The 15,396-nt window shown below is 68.3% G+C and carries 13 protein-coding genes; 11 read left to right on the top strand and 2 right to left on the bottom strand.

Going from position 1 to position 15,396, the window contains the following annotated elements; translation table 11 throughout:
* Window positions 1–225: 225 nt before the first annotated feature.
* Window positions 226–1,758 carry a 2-isopropylmalate synthase gene (locus tag ACE3O8_RS09605; RefSeq protein ID WP_374389171.1) on the bottom strand — a complete coding sequence of 511 codons (1,533 nt, stop codon included), beginning with the start codon at window positions 1,756–1,758 and terminating at the stop codon, window positions 226–228.
* 280 nt (window positions 1,759–2,038) lie between these two features.
* Here ACE3O8_RS09605 and ACE3O8_RS09600 point away from each other — a divergent pair, with 280 nt between their 5' ends.
* From ACE3O8_RS09600 to ptsP, 3 genes are read left to right on the top strand one after another with little or no spacing between them, the layout of a single operon-like run.
* Window positions 2,039–3,259 carry an aspartate kinase gene (locus tag ACE3O8_RS09600; RefSeq protein WP_374389169.1) on the top strand — a complete coding sequence of 407 codons (1,221 nt, stop codon included), beginning with the start codon at window positions 2,039–2,041 and terminating at the stop codon, window positions 3,257–3,259.
* Window positions 3,256–4,278, top strand: coding sequence for an NAD(P)H-dependent flavin oxidoreductase (locus tag ACE3O8_RS09595; protein ID WP_374389167.1), 1,023 nt, complete (start codon window positions 3,256–3,258; stop codon window positions 4,276–4,278). The genes ACE3O8_RS09600 and ACE3O8_RS09595 overlap by 4 nt, the downstream gene beginning before the upstream one ends.
* Window positions 4,278–6,545 (top strand): phosphoenolpyruvate--protein phosphotransferase, encoded by a 2,268-nt coding sequence (gene ptsP, locus ACE3O8_RS09590; protein ID WP_374389165.1) that lies wholly within the window; start codon window positions 4,278–4,280, stop codon window positions 6,543–6,545. The genes ACE3O8_RS09595 and ptsP overlap by 1 nt, the downstream gene beginning before the upstream one ends.
* A gap of 67 nt (window positions 6,546–6,612) precedes the next feature.
* Here ptsP and ACE3O8_RS09585 read toward each other — a convergent pair whose 3' ends face one another.
* The gene (locus ACE3O8_RS09585; protein ID WP_374389163.1) at window positions 6,613–7,329 is read right to left on the bottom strand and encodes a hypothetical protein; all 717 of its coding nucleotides are present in this window, start codon (window positions 7,327–7,329) and stop codon (window positions 6,613–6,615) included.
* 350 nt (window positions 7,330–7,679) lie between these two features.
* On the opposite strand from ACE3O8_RS09585, the gene ACE3O8_RS09580 reads away from it, so the two are divergent.
* The 8 genes from ACE3O8_RS09580 to argB all read left to right on the top strand — a co-directional run.
* Window positions 7,680–8,129 carry a DUF3576 domain-containing protein gene (locus ACE3O8_RS09580; RefSeq protein ID WP_374389173.1) on the top strand — a complete coding sequence of 150 codons (450 nt, stop codon included), beginning with the start codon at window positions 7,680–7,682 and terminating at the stop codon, window positions 8,127–8,129.
* Window positions 8,130–8,138: 9 nt separating this feature from the next.
* Window positions 8,139–10,697 (top strand): leucine--tRNA ligase, encoded by a 2,559-nt coding sequence (gene leuS, locus ACE3O8_RS09575; protein ID WP_374389161.1) that lies wholly within the window; start codon window positions 8,139–8,141, stop codon window positions 10,695–10,697.
* Entirely contained in the window at window positions 10,694–11,182 is a 489-nt protein-coding gene (gene lptE, locus ACE3O8_RS09570; RefSeq protein WP_374389159.1) for an LPS assembly lipoprotein LptE, read from the top strand. Before leuS ends, lptE begins: the two co-directional genes overlap by 4 nt.
* The gene (gene holA / locus ACE3O8_RS09565) at window positions 11,179–12,225 is read left to right on the top strand and encodes a DNA polymerase III subunit delta (RefSeq protein ID WP_374389157.1); all 1,047 of its coding nucleotides are present in this window, start codon (window positions 11,179–11,181) and stop codon (window positions 12,223–12,225) included. Before lptE ends, holA begins: the two co-directional genes overlap by 4 nt.
* 11 nt (window positions 12,226–12,236) lie before the next feature.
* Window positions 12,237–13,403, top strand: a complete 1,167-nt coding sequence (locus ACE3O8_RS09560; protein ID WP_374389155.1) for a sensor histidine kinase — start codon at window positions 12,237–12,239, stop codon at window positions 13,401–13,403.
* Window positions 13,400–14,194, top strand: coding sequence for a LytR/AlgR family response regulator transcription factor (locus ACE3O8_RS09555; RefSeq protein ID WP_374389153.1), 795 nt, complete (start codon window positions 13,400–13,402; stop codon window positions 14,192–14,194). The genes ACE3O8_RS09560 and ACE3O8_RS09555 overlap by 4 nt, the downstream gene beginning before the upstream one ends.
* A 248-nt stretch (window positions 14,195–14,442) precedes the next feature.
* On the top strand, window positions 14,443–14,688 hold the full coding sequence (locus tag ACE3O8_RS09550; protein WP_374389151.1) for a hypothetical protein: 246 nt from the start codon (window positions 14,443–14,445) through the stop codon (window positions 14,686–14,688).
* A gap of 33 nt (window positions 14,689–14,721) precedes the next feature.
* Window positions 14,722–15,396, top strand: a 675-nt coding sequence (gene argB / locus ACE3O8_RS09545; protein WP_374389149.1) for an acetylglutamate kinase, incomplete at its 3' end; no start/stop codon positions are given.

Genomic DNA, 15,396 nt, shown 5'->3' with positions numbered 1-15,396 from the left:
TCCGGCTTCAAATATTCCAACGGCCAGACGACCATTCAGGGCAAGGGCGACGAGCTGATGCTGAACGTCGGAATGATGGCGACGGCGAAGTGCAAGGCCAAGGCCGCCTGAAGCTGATGCAGGCGCATGGGCCTTCGGAACGCCGACGGCCCGGCCGGCACGAAAAAGGGCGGGGGATGATCCCCCGCCCTTTTTGCGTGTCCGGCGGTGTGGCGCCGCCGCGCGTCAGGCCGCCAGCGCGCTGCGGCCCCGCTTCACCACCAGCTTGTTCAGCGCGTTCACATAGGCCCGGGCGCTCGCCACCAACGTGTCGTTGTGGGCGCCCACGCCGCGCACGGTCCGGCCATTTTCGGCCAGCACCACGCTCACCTCGGCCTGCGCGTCGGTGCCCGCCGTCACGGCCGAAACCTCGTAAAGCTCCAGCGTCGCATCCTCGTGCGGCACCAGCTTGCGCACGGCGTTGAACAGCGCATCCACCGGGCCATTGCCCTTGGTCGCGGCCGTCAGCTCCTCGCCGTCCACCAGCAGGGTCAGGATCGCCCGCTGCGGCCCGGCAGAGCCGCAATAGACTTCCACCTCCGTCACCTGGATGCGGTCGTGCCCGCGCAGCACCTCGTCGTCCACCAGCGCCACGATATCCTCGTCGAACACCTGCTTCTTCGCATCCGCCAGCGCCTTGAAGCGCTGGAAGGCGTCCTGGAACTCGTTGTCGGACAGCTGATAGCCCAGGCTGTCCAGCTTGTCCTTGAACGCGGCGCGGCCCGAATGCTTGCCCAGCACCAGGCTGGAATGGGACTGGCCCACGCTTTCCGGCGTCATGATCTCGTAGGTGGAGCTGTCCTTCAGCATCCCGTCCTGGTGGATGCCGCTTTCATGCGCGAAGGCGTTCGCGCCCACGATCGCCTTGTTGGGCTGCACATGCATCCCCGTCACGGCGGAAATCAGCCGCGAAGCCCGGGTGATTTCGGTGGAAACGATTCCGGTGCGATAGGGCAGCACGTCGTGCCGCACCTTCAGCGCCATGGCGATTTCCTCCACCGCCGCGTTCCCGGCCCGCTCCCCGATGCCGTTGATCGTGCTTTCCACCTGCCGCGCGCCCGACATCACGGCTGCCAGCGTGTTGGCGACGGCAAGCCCCAGATCATTGTGGCAATGGGTGGAAAACACCGCCTTGTCGGAATTCGGAACCCGCCCGATCATGTCGCGGAACATCGCGCCATAGGTTTCCGGCGTCGCATAGCCCACGGTGTCCGGCAGGTTGATGGTGCGCGCGCCGGCCTGAATCGCCGTCTCGATCGCCTTCGCCAGGAAATCCGGCTCGGACCGGGTCGCGTCCTCGGCGGACCATTCCACATCGTCCACCAGGTTGCGCGCCAGGCTCACGGATTCGCGGATCGATTCCAGCACCTGTTCGGGTGATTTCGACAGCTTCACCCGCATGTGCAGCGGCGATGTCGCGATGAAGGTGTGGATGCGGGGCCGCTTCGCGGGCTTCAGCGCCGCGCCCGCCCGCTCGATGTCGGCGCGCGCCGCCCGCGCCAGGCTTGCCACCACGGCACGGTCGCATTGCCGGGCGACGGCCTGCACCGCCTCGAAATCGCCTTCGGATGCGATGGCGAAGCCGGCTTCGATGATGTCCACGCCCAGGGCTTCCAGCTGGGCGGCCACGCGCAGCTTTTCCTCCAGGTTCATGGAACAGCCGGGCGATTGCTCGCCGTCTCGCAAGGTGGTGTCGAAAATCAGGATCTGGTCGGCCATGTCTGCCTCTTGTCGCGAAAGATCGTCTGGGGGGCTCGGATGTTCAACCCTCAGGCACGTGTTCGCTCAGGCCCGCCCACAGGCCAGGGGGAACGCGCCTAAGGGCGCGTAAGTCGCAGCAGAAGAAGGGCGGTGGCCGCTTTCATGACGATGCGGCGCATAACATCGGGCGCAGGCGGCTGTAAAGCTGCGCTTTGCCGCCCGCAAAGTTGTCAAGCCGCGCCCCCGCTCCTAAAGGCGCTGCAACGACAAGGCAGCCAAAGGCAGAAATACACCCCACATGGCGACAATCGTGATGAAGTTCGGCGGCACCTCCATGGCCGGGATCGAGCGGATCCGGGGCGTGGCCGCGCGCGTCAAACGCGAGGTGGAAGCCGGCAACCGGGTCGCCGTCGTCGTGTCGGCCATGGCCGGGGAAACCGACCGGCTCGTCGGCTTCTGCAAGGAAGCCTCGCCGCTTGCGGATCCGGCCGAATATGATGTGGTGGTGGCGTCGGGCGAACAGGTCACGTCGGGCCTGCTCGCCATCGTGCTGCAATCGATGGGCCTGCGCGCGCGCAGCTGGCTCGGCTGGCAGCTGCCGATCCACACCTCGGATGCGCATGGCAAGGCCCGCATCTTCGATGTCGGAACACAGGCGCTGAAGGCCGCCATGGAATCGGGCGAAGTCGCGGTCATCCCCGGCTTCCAGGGCCGGACGGAAGACAATCGCGTCACCACGCTGGGCCGGGGCGGATCGGATACCTCTGCGGTCGCCGTCGCCGCCGCGCTGAAGGCAGACCGCTGCGACATCTACACCGATGTCGAGGGCGTGTTCACGACAGACCCGCGCATCGTCCCGCGCGCCCGCAAGCTGGGCAAGATCACCTACGAGGAAATGCTGGAACTGGCCTCGGTCGGCGCCAAGGTGCTGCAGACGCGGTCGGTGGAACTTGCCATGAAGGAAAAGGTCCGGGTCCAGGTGCTGTCCAGCTTCTCGGACGCGCCCGGCACCATGGTCGTCGATGAGGATGAAGTCGTGGAACAGGAACTGATCGCGGGCGTCGCCTATGACCGCAACGAAGCCAAGGTCACCATCGGCTCCGTGCCGGACAGGCCCGGTGTCGTCGCCGCCATCTTCGGCCCGCTGGCGGATGCCAACATCAACGTCGACATGATCGTGCAGAACATCGCCAACGACGGCACGACGGACGTCACCTTCACCGTGCCGCGCACGGAACTGGCGCGCGCCCGCAGCGTGCTGGAGGCGAACGCCGACGCCATCGGCTACGCGCGGCTGGTCGCGGACGACACGGTGGTGAAGATCTCCGTAGTGGGCGTCGGCATGCGCAGCCATGCGGGCGTCGCCGTCACCATGTTCAAAGCGCTGGCCGACCGCGGCATCAACGTGCTCGCCATCACCACCTCGGAAATCAAGATCTCCGTCCTCATCGCGGAAGAGTATCTGGAGCTTGCGGTCCGTGTGCTCCACACCGCCTATGGGCTGGACGCCGCAGCATGACGGATACGCCCCGTCTCGACGCCCTGACACAGCGGGGCCGCGCCTTCCTCGGCACCCGCCACGCCATCATGGCCGGCGCGATGTCGTGGGTGTCGGAACGCAACCTCGTCTCCGCCATCTCGAACGCGGGCGGCTTCGGCGTCATCGCCTGCGGCGCGATGACACCCGCCCTGCTGGAAGCGGAAATCGCCGCCACTCAGGCGCTGACCGACAAGCCCTTCGGCGTGAATCTCATCACCATGCACCCGCAGCTGATGGACCTGATCGGGGTCTGCCGCGCGGCGGGTGTTTCCCATGTGGTGCTGGCGGGCGGCATCCCACCGGGGCCCGCGGTCGCCGCCATCACCGATTTCGCGAAGCTGATCGCCTTTGCCCCCAATTATGCGCTGGCCCGCAAGCTCCTGCGCTCGGGCACCGATGCGCTGGTGATCGAAGGCTCCGAAGCGGGCGGCCATATCGGCCCCGTCAGCCTCGCCGTGCTGGCGCAGGAAATTCTGCCCGCCCTGCCAGACGCCACCATCTTCGCGGCCGGCGGCATCGGCCGGGGCGCGGCGGTCGCGGCGCTGGTGGAGATGGGCGCGGCGGGCGTGCAGCTCGGCACCCGCTTCGCGGCCTCGGCCGAATCCATCGCCCACCCCAATTTCAAGAAGGCCTTCGTCCGCGCCGCCGCCCGCGATGCGGTCGCGTCCGTCCAGTTCGATCCGCGCCTGCCGGTGATCCCGGTGCGCGCGCTGAAGAATGCGGGCACCGAGGCCTTCATGGAAAAGCAGCGCGAAGTCTCTGTCCTCCTGGAACAGGGCCGGATCGAGCTGCCCGCCGCCCAGCTGGAGATCGAGCATTACTGGGCCGGCGCGCTGCGCCGCGCAGTGATCGACGGCGACGTGGAAAACGGCTCGGTGATGGCCGGCCAGTCGGTCGGCATGGTGACGGCCGAGGAGCCGGTCGCCGCCATCATCGACAGCCTCGTCACCGAAGCGGAAGCGGCGCTCGCCAGTCGGGCCCCGGCCGAGAGGGGCTGATGGCGGCGACAGGCAGCGCCCGCGAACTGCTGCGCCGCCTGCACGATGTGATGGCGGCGCGGCAAAGCACGCAATCCAAGCTCGACCAGGTGGTTGCGCTGATCGCGGGCGCGCTCGAATCCGAAGTCGCCTCCATCTACCTGCTGCGCGACGGCATGCTGGAACTGTCCGCCACGCGCGGGCTGAAGCAGCAGGCCGTCCATGTCACCCGGCTCGCCTTCGGGCAGGGCCTTGTCGGCACCATCGCGGAAACACGGATGCCGCTGAACCTGGCGGAAGCCAGCAGCCACCCGCGCTTCGCCTATCGCCCGGAAACGGGGGAGGAACGCTTCCACAGCTTCGCCGGCGTGCCGATCATCCGCCGCGAATCCTGCGTCGGCGTGCTGGCCGTGCAGCATATGCAGCCGCGCGACTATGACGAGATCGAGATCGAGGCGCTGCAGACCGTCGCCATGGTGCTGGCGGAACTGATCGCCGCCGCAGGCCTCGTCGATCCCGAATCCGCCGCCCCGCGCCCCCCGCGCGATCCCTCCCCGGTGCGCATGGCGGGGCTGAAGCTGGTGGACGGCATGGCGCGCGGCCAGGCCGTGTTCCACCAGCCGCGCGTCGTCATCACCAACACGGTGGCGGACGATGCCGATGCCGAACGCGCGCGCCTGAAGGCCGCCTTCGCCCGCATGCGCGAAGAGATCGACCAGATGGTCTCCCGCGCGGATTTCGCCGGCCCCGGCGACCATGAGGAGATCCTCGAAACCTACAAGATGTTCGCGCTGGACGAGGGCTGGGCGCGCCGCATCAACGACGGGATCGACGGCGGCCTCACGGCCGAAGCCGCGGTGGAGGCCGTCGCCCAGGCGCAGCGCATCAAGCTCGGCTCCGCCTCGGATCCGTATCTGCGGGAACGGCTGCATGATCTGGAGGATCTGTCGAACCGGCTGATCCGCATCGTGTCGGGCCAGTCCGACACGGCGGCCAAGCGCGGCCTCTCGCAGAACAGCATCCTGATCGCCCGCAACCTCGGCCCGGCCGAGCTGCTGGAATATGACCGGCGCTACCTGAAGGGCGTGGCGCTGGAGGAAGGCTCGCTCACGGCGCACGTCACCATTCTCGCCCGCGCCATGGGCATCCCGGTGCTGGGCCGGGTGCGGGGCCTGCGCGACGCCGTGGCCGAAGGCGATCCGCTGCTGCTCGACAGTTCGGCGGGCGCGCTGTTCGTCCGCCCGGCGCAGGCCGTGCTCAGCAGCTTCGAGGAGCGCACTGCGCTCCGCCTCGCCAAGCAGGCCGAATTCGAGCAGCTGAAGGACCTGCCCGCGACCAGCCTGGACGGCGTTCAGGTGAAGCTGATGATGAACGCGGGTCTCCGTTCGGACCTGCCTGCGCTCGACATCACCAACGCCGACGGGATCGGCCTGTTCCGCACCGAGTTCCAGTTCCTGGTGTCGGCCACGCTGCCGCGCAAGGGCCGGCAGGTGGCGCTGTACCGCGATGTGCTGCAGGCGGCGGCCGGCCGGCCCGTTATCTTCCGCACCGTGGACATCGGCGGCGACAAGGCCGTTCCCTATGTCGATTCCCGTGGCGAGCGGGAGGAGAATCCCGCGATGGGCTGGCGCGCCATCCGGCTGGCGCTGGCCCGGTCGGGCCTCCTCGCCGCGCAGGCCTCCGCGCTGCTGGAGGCCGCCGCCGGCCAGACCCTGCACCTGATGTTCCCGATGGTGGCCGAGCCCTGGGAGTATGAGGAAGCCCGCACGATCGTTGAAATGCGGCAGGCCCGGCTGGCGGCTGCGGGCATCCCGCACGCCACCGATGTGCGGTTCGGCGCCATGCTGGAGGTGCCCGCGCTCGCCTTCGTGCTGGACGAGCTGCTGCCCCGGCTGGATTTCCTCTCCATCGGCACCAACGATCTCACCCAGTTCCTGCTCGCGGCGGACCGGGGCAACCCCCGCCTCGCGGACCGTTACGACTGGCTGGCGCGCGGCCTGCTGCGCTATCTGAAGCTGGTGGTGGATCAGGCCCGCGCGGCCGGCGTGCCTGTGTCCGTCTGCGGCGAAATGGGCGGCCGCCCGCTGGAAGCACTGGCGCTGATGGCGATCGGCGTGGAGCGGCTGTCGATCACCCCGGCCGCCATCGGCCCGGTGAAGGCCATGGTCCGTTCGGCATCGCTTGCGCCGCTCAGGGCGAAAATGGCGGACTGGCTGGAAACACCGGGGGCCAGCATCCGCCCGCTGCTGCTGGCCGAAGCCGCGGCGCAGGGAATCCTGCTGGACTGAGCGGGCAGGGCAGGCCGGGTTTGCGCCGGGTTCGTGGGTGAGCGCTGCGCGTTAGCCGCAGCGTCGCTTAGAAGGCGACGGCGCCGCCAAGCATCACGGCCCGGTCATCCTTGTTCGGATCCAGCGGCGTCGGGTTTTCCGGCGCCAGCCGATAGCGCAGCGACCCGCCGACGGACACGCGCGGCGACAGCGCCAGCGCCCCGCTCGCTTCCAGCGAGTAGCGCGGATCGGGCGAACCGGCGCGCGGCACGATCTGGGTCAGGTCCCGCTCGGCCGAAGCCTGCAGCGCCGCCTGCCAGTTGCGTGCGCCATAGCCCAGGCCCACGTCCACGCCCTGCCGCGAACGGCCGCCGAGGCCGCCGTCCACCCGGCTCATCCCGCCGGACAGCTGCACGCCGCGATAGCCGACGGACAGGTCGAAATTGTAACCCGAAGGCGCCAGCGCCGGATCGGCCGACGCCGTGCGCTCGGCTGCCGGCACCACGCTGCGGACGCTGCCGCCCAGGCTCACGCCCTTGCTGCCCGCCGACGGCGTGAAGCTGAAGCTGCGCTCCACCGTCTGCACCTTGGAAGAGGCGACCCGGCCCGGCGCCGTGAAGGCGAACTTGCTGACGTCCAGGTTGATGGGCTGAAGCACCAGCACCTGCGATTTCGTGCGGAACCCGGCCACCGAATTCTCGGTCGTCACCTCGGGCTGCAGCCGCGATTTCGTCGTTGCCGACAGCGCCGGAACGGCGGCAAAAGCCGAGGCGCACAGAAGCGCCGCCCCGGCAAGGGGCGCCATCCGTGCAGCAAGGGACTCGGCGTGAAATCGCATAACCGTAAAACGCTACCTCATCTGGCGACGGAATCCCACGGCCTGCCGCATGATTCGCCCCCTCAAATTTGCGCAGATGTCATGAATGCCTGCGCCTGTTGCATTTGGCCCACAATATTTGACTGCCGCATGAATGGTCCCGCCGCCGTTCAGCCTGCGTTTCAGGCCCGCCCGCCACGGCTTGCGGGCCTGCCGGTGGCTGACGGTTGCGCACACCGCCGTCCGCCCTGTATGGCCGCCCATCGGCCCGGTGCCAGCGCGCCCGGCCCCAAGGAACGGAGCCTTCATTGACCGACGGTAAAGCCCTGTCCGCCTCTCTGCCCTCCGCCCGTCCGGCGGCGGGCCGGGCCACCGCCCTCGTCCTCATCGCCTGCGGCCTCGCGCTTGCGGGCTGCGGCGGCAAGAAGGGGCCCGAAGCAGTCGCCCAGCAGACGGCGGTCACCACGATCGGCGTCAATTCCTATCTGTGGCGCGCCAGCCTCGAAACGCTCCAGTTCATGCCGCTCGCGCAGGTCGATTCCGCCGGTGGCGTGATCGTGGGCGAATGGTATCAGAACCCGAACGTGCCGAACGAGCGGGTGAAGGTGACGGTCGCCATCCTCGATGGCGCGCTCCGCGCCGATGCCGTGCAGGTGTCCGCCCAGCGCGAAGTGATGCAGGACGGCCGCTGGGTCGCCGCCCCGGTGCGGGCCGGCACCGTGCAGAAGCTGGAGGAAATCATCCTCGAGCGGGCGCGGATGCTGCGCCAGGCCTCGCTCGCCCGGTAAGAGCGTTCCATGGCAACCGAGCCCGAAGCCGGTCGTTTCGACCCGAGCCGAGCGGATTCCCGCTGGCAGGCCCGCTGGGAAGCAGACGGCATCTTCCGCGCCGACAGCGGCTCCGCGAAGACGGATACGCCCGACGCGCGGCCCCGCACGATGATTCTGGAAATGTTCCCCTATCCGTCGGGGCGCATCCACATGGGCCATGTCCGCAACTATACGATGGGCGACGTGCTGGCCCGCGCGCGCCGGATGCAGGGCCATGCCGTGCTGCACCCGATGGGCTGGGATGCGTTCGGCATGCCCGCCGAAAACGCCGCGATGGAACGCAAGGTGCATCCGGGCGACTGGACGCGCCAGAACATCGCGACGATGCGCGCCCAGCTGAAACGCCTGGGCCTCGCGATCGACTGGAGCCGCGAATTCGCGACCTGCGATCCCGACTATTACGGCCATGAACAGGCCCTGTTCCTCGATCTGCTGGAAGCCGGCCTCGTCGACCGGCGCGACGCCTGGGTGAACTGGGATCCGGTCGACAACACCGTGCTCGCCAATGAACAGGTGATCGACGGGCGCGGCTGGCGGTCGGGCGCGCTGGTGGAGCGGCGCAAGCTGACCCAGTGGTTCCTGAAGATCACCGATTTTGCCGAGGAACTGGCCGCCGATCTCGCCACGCTGGACCAGTGGCCGGAAAAGGTCCGGCTGATGCAGGAAAACTGGATCGGCAAGTCGAAGGGCCTGCGCTACCGCTTCGAGGTGGATGCAGCCCCCGATGGCGTGCCCGCCGGCTTCGAGGTGTTCACCACCCGGCCCGACACGCTCTTCGGCGCCAGCTTCGCGGCGGTCGCCATCGATCATCCGCTTGCCCAGGCCATCGCCGCCGGCAGCGCGGCGGCCCAGGCCTTCATCGCCGACGCCCGCACCACCGGCACCGCCGCCGAGGAAATCGAGACAGCGGAAAAGAAGGGCTTCGACACCGGCCTCAGCGTGATCCACCCGCTGGATCCGTCGCGCCGCCTGCCCGTGTTCATCGCCAACTTCGTGCTGATGGAATATGGCACGGGGGCCATCTTCGGCTGCCCCGCGCACGACCAGCGCGACCTTGATTTCGCCCGCAAGTACATGCTGCCCGTGCCCCGCGTCGTGGCGCTGCCGGGCGAAGAGGCCGTGCCCATCGGCGACGAGGCCTATACCGGCCCCGGCCGCCTCATCAATTCGCAGTTCCTCGACGGGCTGGAGGTGGAGGCCGCCAAGGCCGAGGTGATCCGCCGCGCCGAAGCGGGCGGCTGGGGGCAGGGCACCACCGTGTTCCGCCTGCGCGACTGGGGCATTTCCCGCCAGCGCTACTGGGGCACGCCCATCCCCATCATCCATTGCGACGCCTGCGGCACGGTGCCCGTCCCCAAGGCGGACCTGCCCGTCGTGCTGCCCGAGGATGTGACGTTCGACCGCCCCGGCAACCCGCTCGATCGCCACCCGACCTGGCGCAATGTCGATTGCCCCGGCTGCGGCAGGCCGGCCCGGCGCGAGACGGACACGCTCGACACCTTCGTGGACAGCAGCTGGTATTTCATCCGCTTCGCCTCGCAGCCGGCAGACAGGCCGTTCGACCGGGCCGAGGCGGAAAGCTGGCTTCCCGTCGCCCAGTATATCGGCGGCATCGAGCATGCGATCCTGCACCTGCTCTACAGCCGCTTCTTCACCCGCGCGCTTGCCCGCATCGGCAAGATCTCGGTCACGGAGCCATTCCGCGGCCTGTTCACGCAGGGCATGGTCACGCACGAAACTTACAAGTCGAAGGGCGGCGACTGGCTGGAACCCGGCCAGGTGGAAAAGCGCGGCGACGGCTGGATCGAAATCGCCAGCGGCGCACCGGCAGAGGCCGGCCGCACCGAGAAGATGTCGAAATCCAAGAAGAATGTCGTCGATCCCGATGCCATTCTGGATCGCTATGGCGCGGATGCCGCCCGCTGGTTCATGCTGTCAGACAGCCCGCCGGAGCGCGATCTCGCCTGGTCGCTCGCCGGGATCGAAGGCGCCTCGCGCTTCGTGCAGCGGCTGTGGCGCATCGCCAATCTGGCGAAGGACGCGCCCGACGGCGGCAACGAAGAGTTGACCCGGCTGACGCACAGGGCCATCGACGGCATTAGCCACGACATCGACCGCCTGCAATTCAACAAGGCCGTCGCCCGCGCCTATGAGCTGGCGAACGCCATCGAGAAGGCAAAGCCCTCCGTCGCCCGCACCGAGGCGGCCGTCACCCTGCTGCGCCTCGTCGCGCCGATGGTGCCGCATGTCGCCGAAGAGGCCTGGTCGCTGCTGGGTGGGCAGGGCCTGATCGCCGACGCCGACTGGCCCGTCGCGGACCCGGCATTGCTGGTGGACGACAGCGTCACCTATGCGGTGCAGGTGAACGGCAAGCTCCGGGAAACGGTGGAACTCGCCAAGGGCCTGCCCCGCGCCGAAGTGGAGGCCGCCGTGCTGGCGCTGCCCCGGATCGCGGCGCTGACGGCGGATGCCGCCCCGAAGAAGCTGATCGTCGTGCCCGACCGGCTGGTGAACATCGTGCTGTGAGGCGGCTGGCGCTCCTCCTGCTGCCGCTGTCGCTGGCGGCCTGCCAGCTGGCCCCCGTCTATTCCGGCGGGTCCACCGGGCAGGCGCAGACGATGCTCTCCGACATCGAGGTCGCGCCCATCCCCGACAAGGCCGGGTTCCTCGTGCGGGACCGGCTGGTGGAGCGGATGAACCCGTCCGGCAACCCGGTGCTGAAGCTGGACGTGGCGCTGGACGACGACATCATCGGCTTCGGCGTGCGCGGCGACAATTCCATCATCCGCGAACGGCGCACCCTGCGCGCGCGCTACCGCATCACCGAGATCGCGACCGGCAAGGTGCTGCTGGACACCAGCGCCAGCGCCGACGCCGGGGTTGACGTGGTCAGTTCGGAATATGCCGTGGTCGCCGCCGAAGCGACCGCGCTGGAGCGGCTTTCGAAGGACATCGCTGACCAGATCGTCGCCCGGCTGGCGCTTCTGGCCCGCAGCCGGGCGGCTGAATGACCGCGGTTCGCCGCGCCGACCTGATTCGCCGCCTTTCGAGCTGGGATCCCGCGATCCGCCTGCTGCTGCTGGCCGGGCCGGACGAATCCGCAAGCCGCGAACTGGCGCAGGCCGCCGCCCGCGCGCTGGCCGACGCGGCAGACCCCATGGCCGTCACCGACATCGCGGCGGACGAGCTGAAATCCGATCCGGGCCGTCTGGCGGACGAGGCGGCCTCCGTCTCCATGTTCGGGGGCGCGCGGCTGATCCGGGTGGCGGGGGCGGGCGAATCGGCGCAGGAAGCCGTGCGGCTGCTGCTGGCGTCGCCTGCAGCGGGCAATCCGGTGGTGATGCTGGCGGGCGACCTGTCGAAGTCCAGCGGCCTTCGCAAGCTGGCAGAGGAAAGCCCGCTGGCGCTGGCGCTGATCTCCTATCCGCTGGAAGGCCGCGATCTCGCCAACTGGCTGGATGCCCATGCGAAAGAGCTGGGCCTCCGGCTCGAATCCGGCCTTGCAGAGCGCCTCGTCGCCGCGTCCGACGGCGATACCGGCGTGCTCGCCTCGGAACTGGCGAAGTTCGCCCTGTTCCTCGATTCGAGCTCGGAAACGCCGCGAACGCTGGAACGCGCCCATGTGGCGGCGCTGGGGGCCGACAGCGCCGAAGACGACATGAACCTGCTGGTTGCCGCCGTGATCGCGGGCAATGCGGCCCAGGCCGAGCGCCAGTACCGGCTGCTGGCCGGCGACAGCGCGATTCCCGCCTTGCGCGCCATCGCCCGGCGCCTGCTGCAGCTGGCCGAAGCGCGGGCGGCGGTGGATGGCGGCGCGCAGCCGCAGGCGGCGGTGAAGGCGCTGCGCCCGCCGGTGTTCTGGAAGGATGTGGATGCGGTTGCCGGCGCGCTCCGGCACTGGCCGCTGCCGCGCATCCGCCGCGCGCTGGCCGCGATGCTGGCGGGCGAACAGGCGATCAAGCGGGCCGGCGGGCCCGGAGACGCGGCCGGCTGGCAGGCGATCGCCGGCCTGCAGATGGCGGCGAGCCTTGGAATGACGCGGGAAAGACCCTAGGTTCAGGGGCGATGCCATCCACAGCGCCTGCGCCCAAGGGCTTTTTCGCCGACAAGAACCGCGCCTTCTGGACTCTCCAGATCGGCGGATGGGTCGGCTATTTCCTGCTGCGCTCGCTGGGCGGGCTGGCAAACCGCATGGGCATCAGCTTCATCCTGCCCACCATCCTCGTCACCGTCACGGGCTTTTCCATCACCCTGCTGATGGCCTGGGCCTTCCGCGCCATCATCCGCATGAAGCCGGTGTGGGTGTGGAGCCTGTCGCTGATGATCCTGGTGATCGCGGCCGTGCTGTTTTCCGTGATCGAGGTGTGGGCCCACGCCACCTTCTACGAACCCGGCTGGCGGCCGGCGGGCATCGAATTCTTCGGCGCGATCCTGCTGACGCTCGCCGTACTCGGCGCATGGTCTGCGCTGTACTTCGGAATCAACTATTTCCTGATGCTCGATGAGCAGGCCGAGCGGTTCGAGCGGATGGCGGCGCAGGCCAATTCCGCCCAGCTGGAAATGCTGCGCTATCAGATCAACCCGCATTTCCTGTTCAACACGCTGAACTCGATCAGCACGCTGGTGCTTCTTGCCGAAACGGAAAAGGCGAACACCATGCTGTCGCGCCTCTCCTCCTTCCTGCGCTACAGCCTGGTGGGGGAACGCGAAGGCCAGGCGACCGTGGCGCAGGAAATGCAGGCGCTGAAGCTCTATCTGGAGATCGAGCGGACCCGGTTCGAGGACAGGCTCCGCACCCGGTTCGACATCGCGCCAGAAGTGCTGAACGCCCGCATCCCCTCGCTGCTGCTTCAGCCGCTGGTGGAAAATGCCATCAAATATGCGGTCACCCCGTTGGAGGAAGGCGCCGACATCTGGGTGACGGCCCGCCGCGTGGGGGACAGGCTGGAACTGACGGTGGCCGATACCGGCCCCGGCGCCGGAGACAACCGCCCCTCTGCCGAAGGCACCGGAGTCGGCCTCGCGAACATCCGCGAACGGCTGCAACAGGCCTATGGCGACGACCAGCGGTTCGAGATCCTGCCGAACAGCAGTTCACCGCTGGTTCAAACCGGGGCGGCCAAGGGGCCGGGCGTACTTGCAGTGATCGAAATCCCCCTTCAGCTCGTCTCGCCGGCCGAAGCGGCCCGCAGCGAACGGCTGACAGGACTCGCCCATGAGGTTGCCCAATGACCATCCGAACCCTTCTCGTCGACGACGAGCCGCTCGCCGTCCAGGGCCTGGAACTCCGCCTGAAGCCGTTTCAGGACATCGAGATCGTCGGCCGCGCGATGAACGGCCGGGAGGCGATCCGCGCAATCCGAACGGAAAAGCCCGATCTCGTCTTCCTTGACGTGCAGATGCCCGGCTTCGACGGCTTCTCCGTCGTCTCCGCGCTGGCAGACATCACCCCGCCGCTGTTCGTCTTCGTGACCGCCTATTCCGATCACGCCATCCGCGCCTTCGAGGCGCAGGCGGTGGATTATCTGATGAAGCCGGTGGAAACCGAACGGCTGGCGCAGACGATCGAGCGGGTGCGCGTGCGCCTGCAGGAAAAGCGCATGTGCGAAGAGGCCGAGCGCCTGGCTGCGAAGCTCGCCGAGGTGGACCCGGACGCCGTCGCCACCCTGTCGCCCGCTGCCGAACCCGCCTCCGACCGGTTCGAGAAGATCATCAACGTGAAGGATCAGGGCCAGATCTTCCGCGTGGACGTGGACACGATCGAGAAGATCGACGCCGCAGGCGACTATATGTGCCTGACGACCGCCGACCAGACGCTGATCCTGCGCGAGACGATGAAGGATCTGGAACGCCGCCTCGATCCGCGCAAGTTCCAGCGCGTCCACCGCTCCACCATCGTCAACCTCGACAATGTCCGCCAGGTGAAGCCCCACACCAACGGCGAATGCTTCCTGACGCTGGCCAGCGGCGCGACGGTGAAGGTCAGCCGCTCCTATCGCGACGTGGTGGCGCGCTTCCTCTGACCGCCCCAAGTCGTCCCAGCGAACGCTGGGACCTCCCGTCGGCGAAGCTCCCGGGTTCGAAGGGGCGCTGCCCGTTGGCCCGAAGGGCCGCCTGACGGCTCACCCCGGCAGGACACCGCGTGCCCTGCACCCGCAAAACCAGAACGCCCACAACAAACCCCGTCATCCCGGGCTTGACCCGGGATCCAGCTTTTTCTGCTCGACGCGGATTGCGTGACAACCAATGACGGCAAAGGCAGAACCGCGGCATGTCCGACGACGCCCACTTCCCCGGTAAGCTGGCCGCCAAGCTCGACGAACTCACAGCGTTCGACGCCATGCGCGCCTTCCTCCAAGCCTATTGGGAACGTGGAGATCGCAGCGACGAGGGCATTGCCCTCCTCCTCACCAACCTCGACCGAAATGTCTGGGCAGACGGCGGCCCCAGCGACCCGGCCATGTGGAAGGACTGGCAAGACGCAATCGCCCAGGTCCGCAACCGGAAAGCCCCCTAGTAACGCATCGCTCTTGGTGCCAATGCGCCCCTCATGACCGAAAAGCCCCACGCCGGCGCGCGCCACGCCCCCGATCCCACCATGCTCGCCAAGACCGAGGTTCTGGTGGAGGCGCTGCCCTATCTCCAGCGCTATGCCGGCGAGACCTTCGTGGTGAAATATGGCGGCCACGCCATGGGCGATCCGGAGTTGGCGCGCGATTTCGCCGAGGACATCGTGCTGCTGAAGCAGGTGGGGATCCGGCCGGTGGTGGTGCATGGCGGCGGCCCGCAGATCGGTGCCATGCTGAAGCGGCTGGGGGTGGAAAGCCGCTTCGTCGATGGCCTGCGCGTCACAGACGCCGAAACGGCGGAAGTGGCCGAAATGGTGCTGGGCGCCATCAACAAGGATCTGGTGCGCTGGATTTCCGAAGCCGGCGGCCGGGCGGTGGGCCTCAGCGGCAAGGACGCCGGGCTGATCACCGCGGAAAAGGTGAACCGCACCAGCCGCGATCCCGGCTCCGCCATCGAACAGGCGGTCGATCTGGGCTTTGTCGGCGAACCGGCGAAGGTGGACCGCAAGGTGATCGACGTGCTGACGGCGGCCGATTTCATCCCCGTGGTCGCGCCGATCGGCGTCGGCGCGGACGGCCACACCTACAACATCAACCCCGACACCAGCGCGGGCGCCATCGCCGCAGCGCTGGGGGCGGCGCCCCTCATCCAGCTG

The organism is Sandaracinobacter sp., assembly GCF_041909755.1.
Taxonomy (GTDB): Bacteria; Pseudomonadota; Alphaproteobacteria; order Sphingomonadales; family Sphingomonadaceae; genus Sandaracinobacteroides.
This window is presented reverse-complemented; position numbering and strand designations above follow the sequence as displayed.

What these genes read in the sequence shown, in the direction of transcription:
- holA (WP_374389157.1), top strand. Translation starts at nt 11,179, where the DNA reads ATGACCGCGGTTCGCCGCGCCGACCTGATTCGCCGCCTTTCGAGCTGG.
- ACE3O8_RS09595 (WP_374389167.1), top strand. Translation starts at nt 3,256, where the DNA reads ATGACGGATACGCCCCGTCTCGACGCCCTGACACAGCGGGGCCGCGCC.
- ACE3O8_RS09605 (WP_374389171.1), bottom strand. Translation starts at nt 1,758, where the DNA reads ATGGCCGACCAGATCCTGATTTTCGACACCACCTTGCGAGACGGCGAG.
- leuS (WP_374389161.1), top strand. Translation starts at nt 8,139, where the DNA reads ATGGCAACCGAGCCCGAAGCCGGTCGTTTCGACCCGAGCCGAGCGGAT.
- ACE3O8_RS09585 (WP_374389163.1), bottom strand. Translation starts at nt 7,329, where the DNA reads ATGGCGCCCCTTGCCGGGGCGGCGCTTCTGTGCGCCTCGGCTTTTGCC.
- ACE3O8_RS09555 (WP_374389153.1), top strand. Translation starts at nt 13,400, where the DNA reads ATGACCATCCGAACCCTTCTCGTCGACGACGAGCCGCTCGCCGTCCAG.
- ACE3O8_RS09550 (WP_374389151.1), top strand. Translation starts at nt 14,443, where the DNA reads ATGTCCGACGACGCCCACTTCCCCGGTAAGCTGGCCGCCAAGCTCGAC.
- ACE3O8_RS09600 (WP_374389169.1), top strand. Translation starts at nt 2,039, where the DNA reads ATGGCGACAATCGTGATGAAGTTCGGCGGCACCTCCATGGCCGGGATC.
- ptsP (WP_374389165.1), top strand. Translation starts at nt 4,278, where the DNA reads ATGGCGGCGACAGGCAGCGCCCGCGAACTGCTGCGCCGCCTGCACGAT.
- ACE3O8_RS09560 (WP_374389155.1), top strand. Translation starts at nt 12,237, where the DNA reads ATGCCATCCACAGCGCCTGCGCCCAAGGGCTTTTTCGCCGACAAGAAC.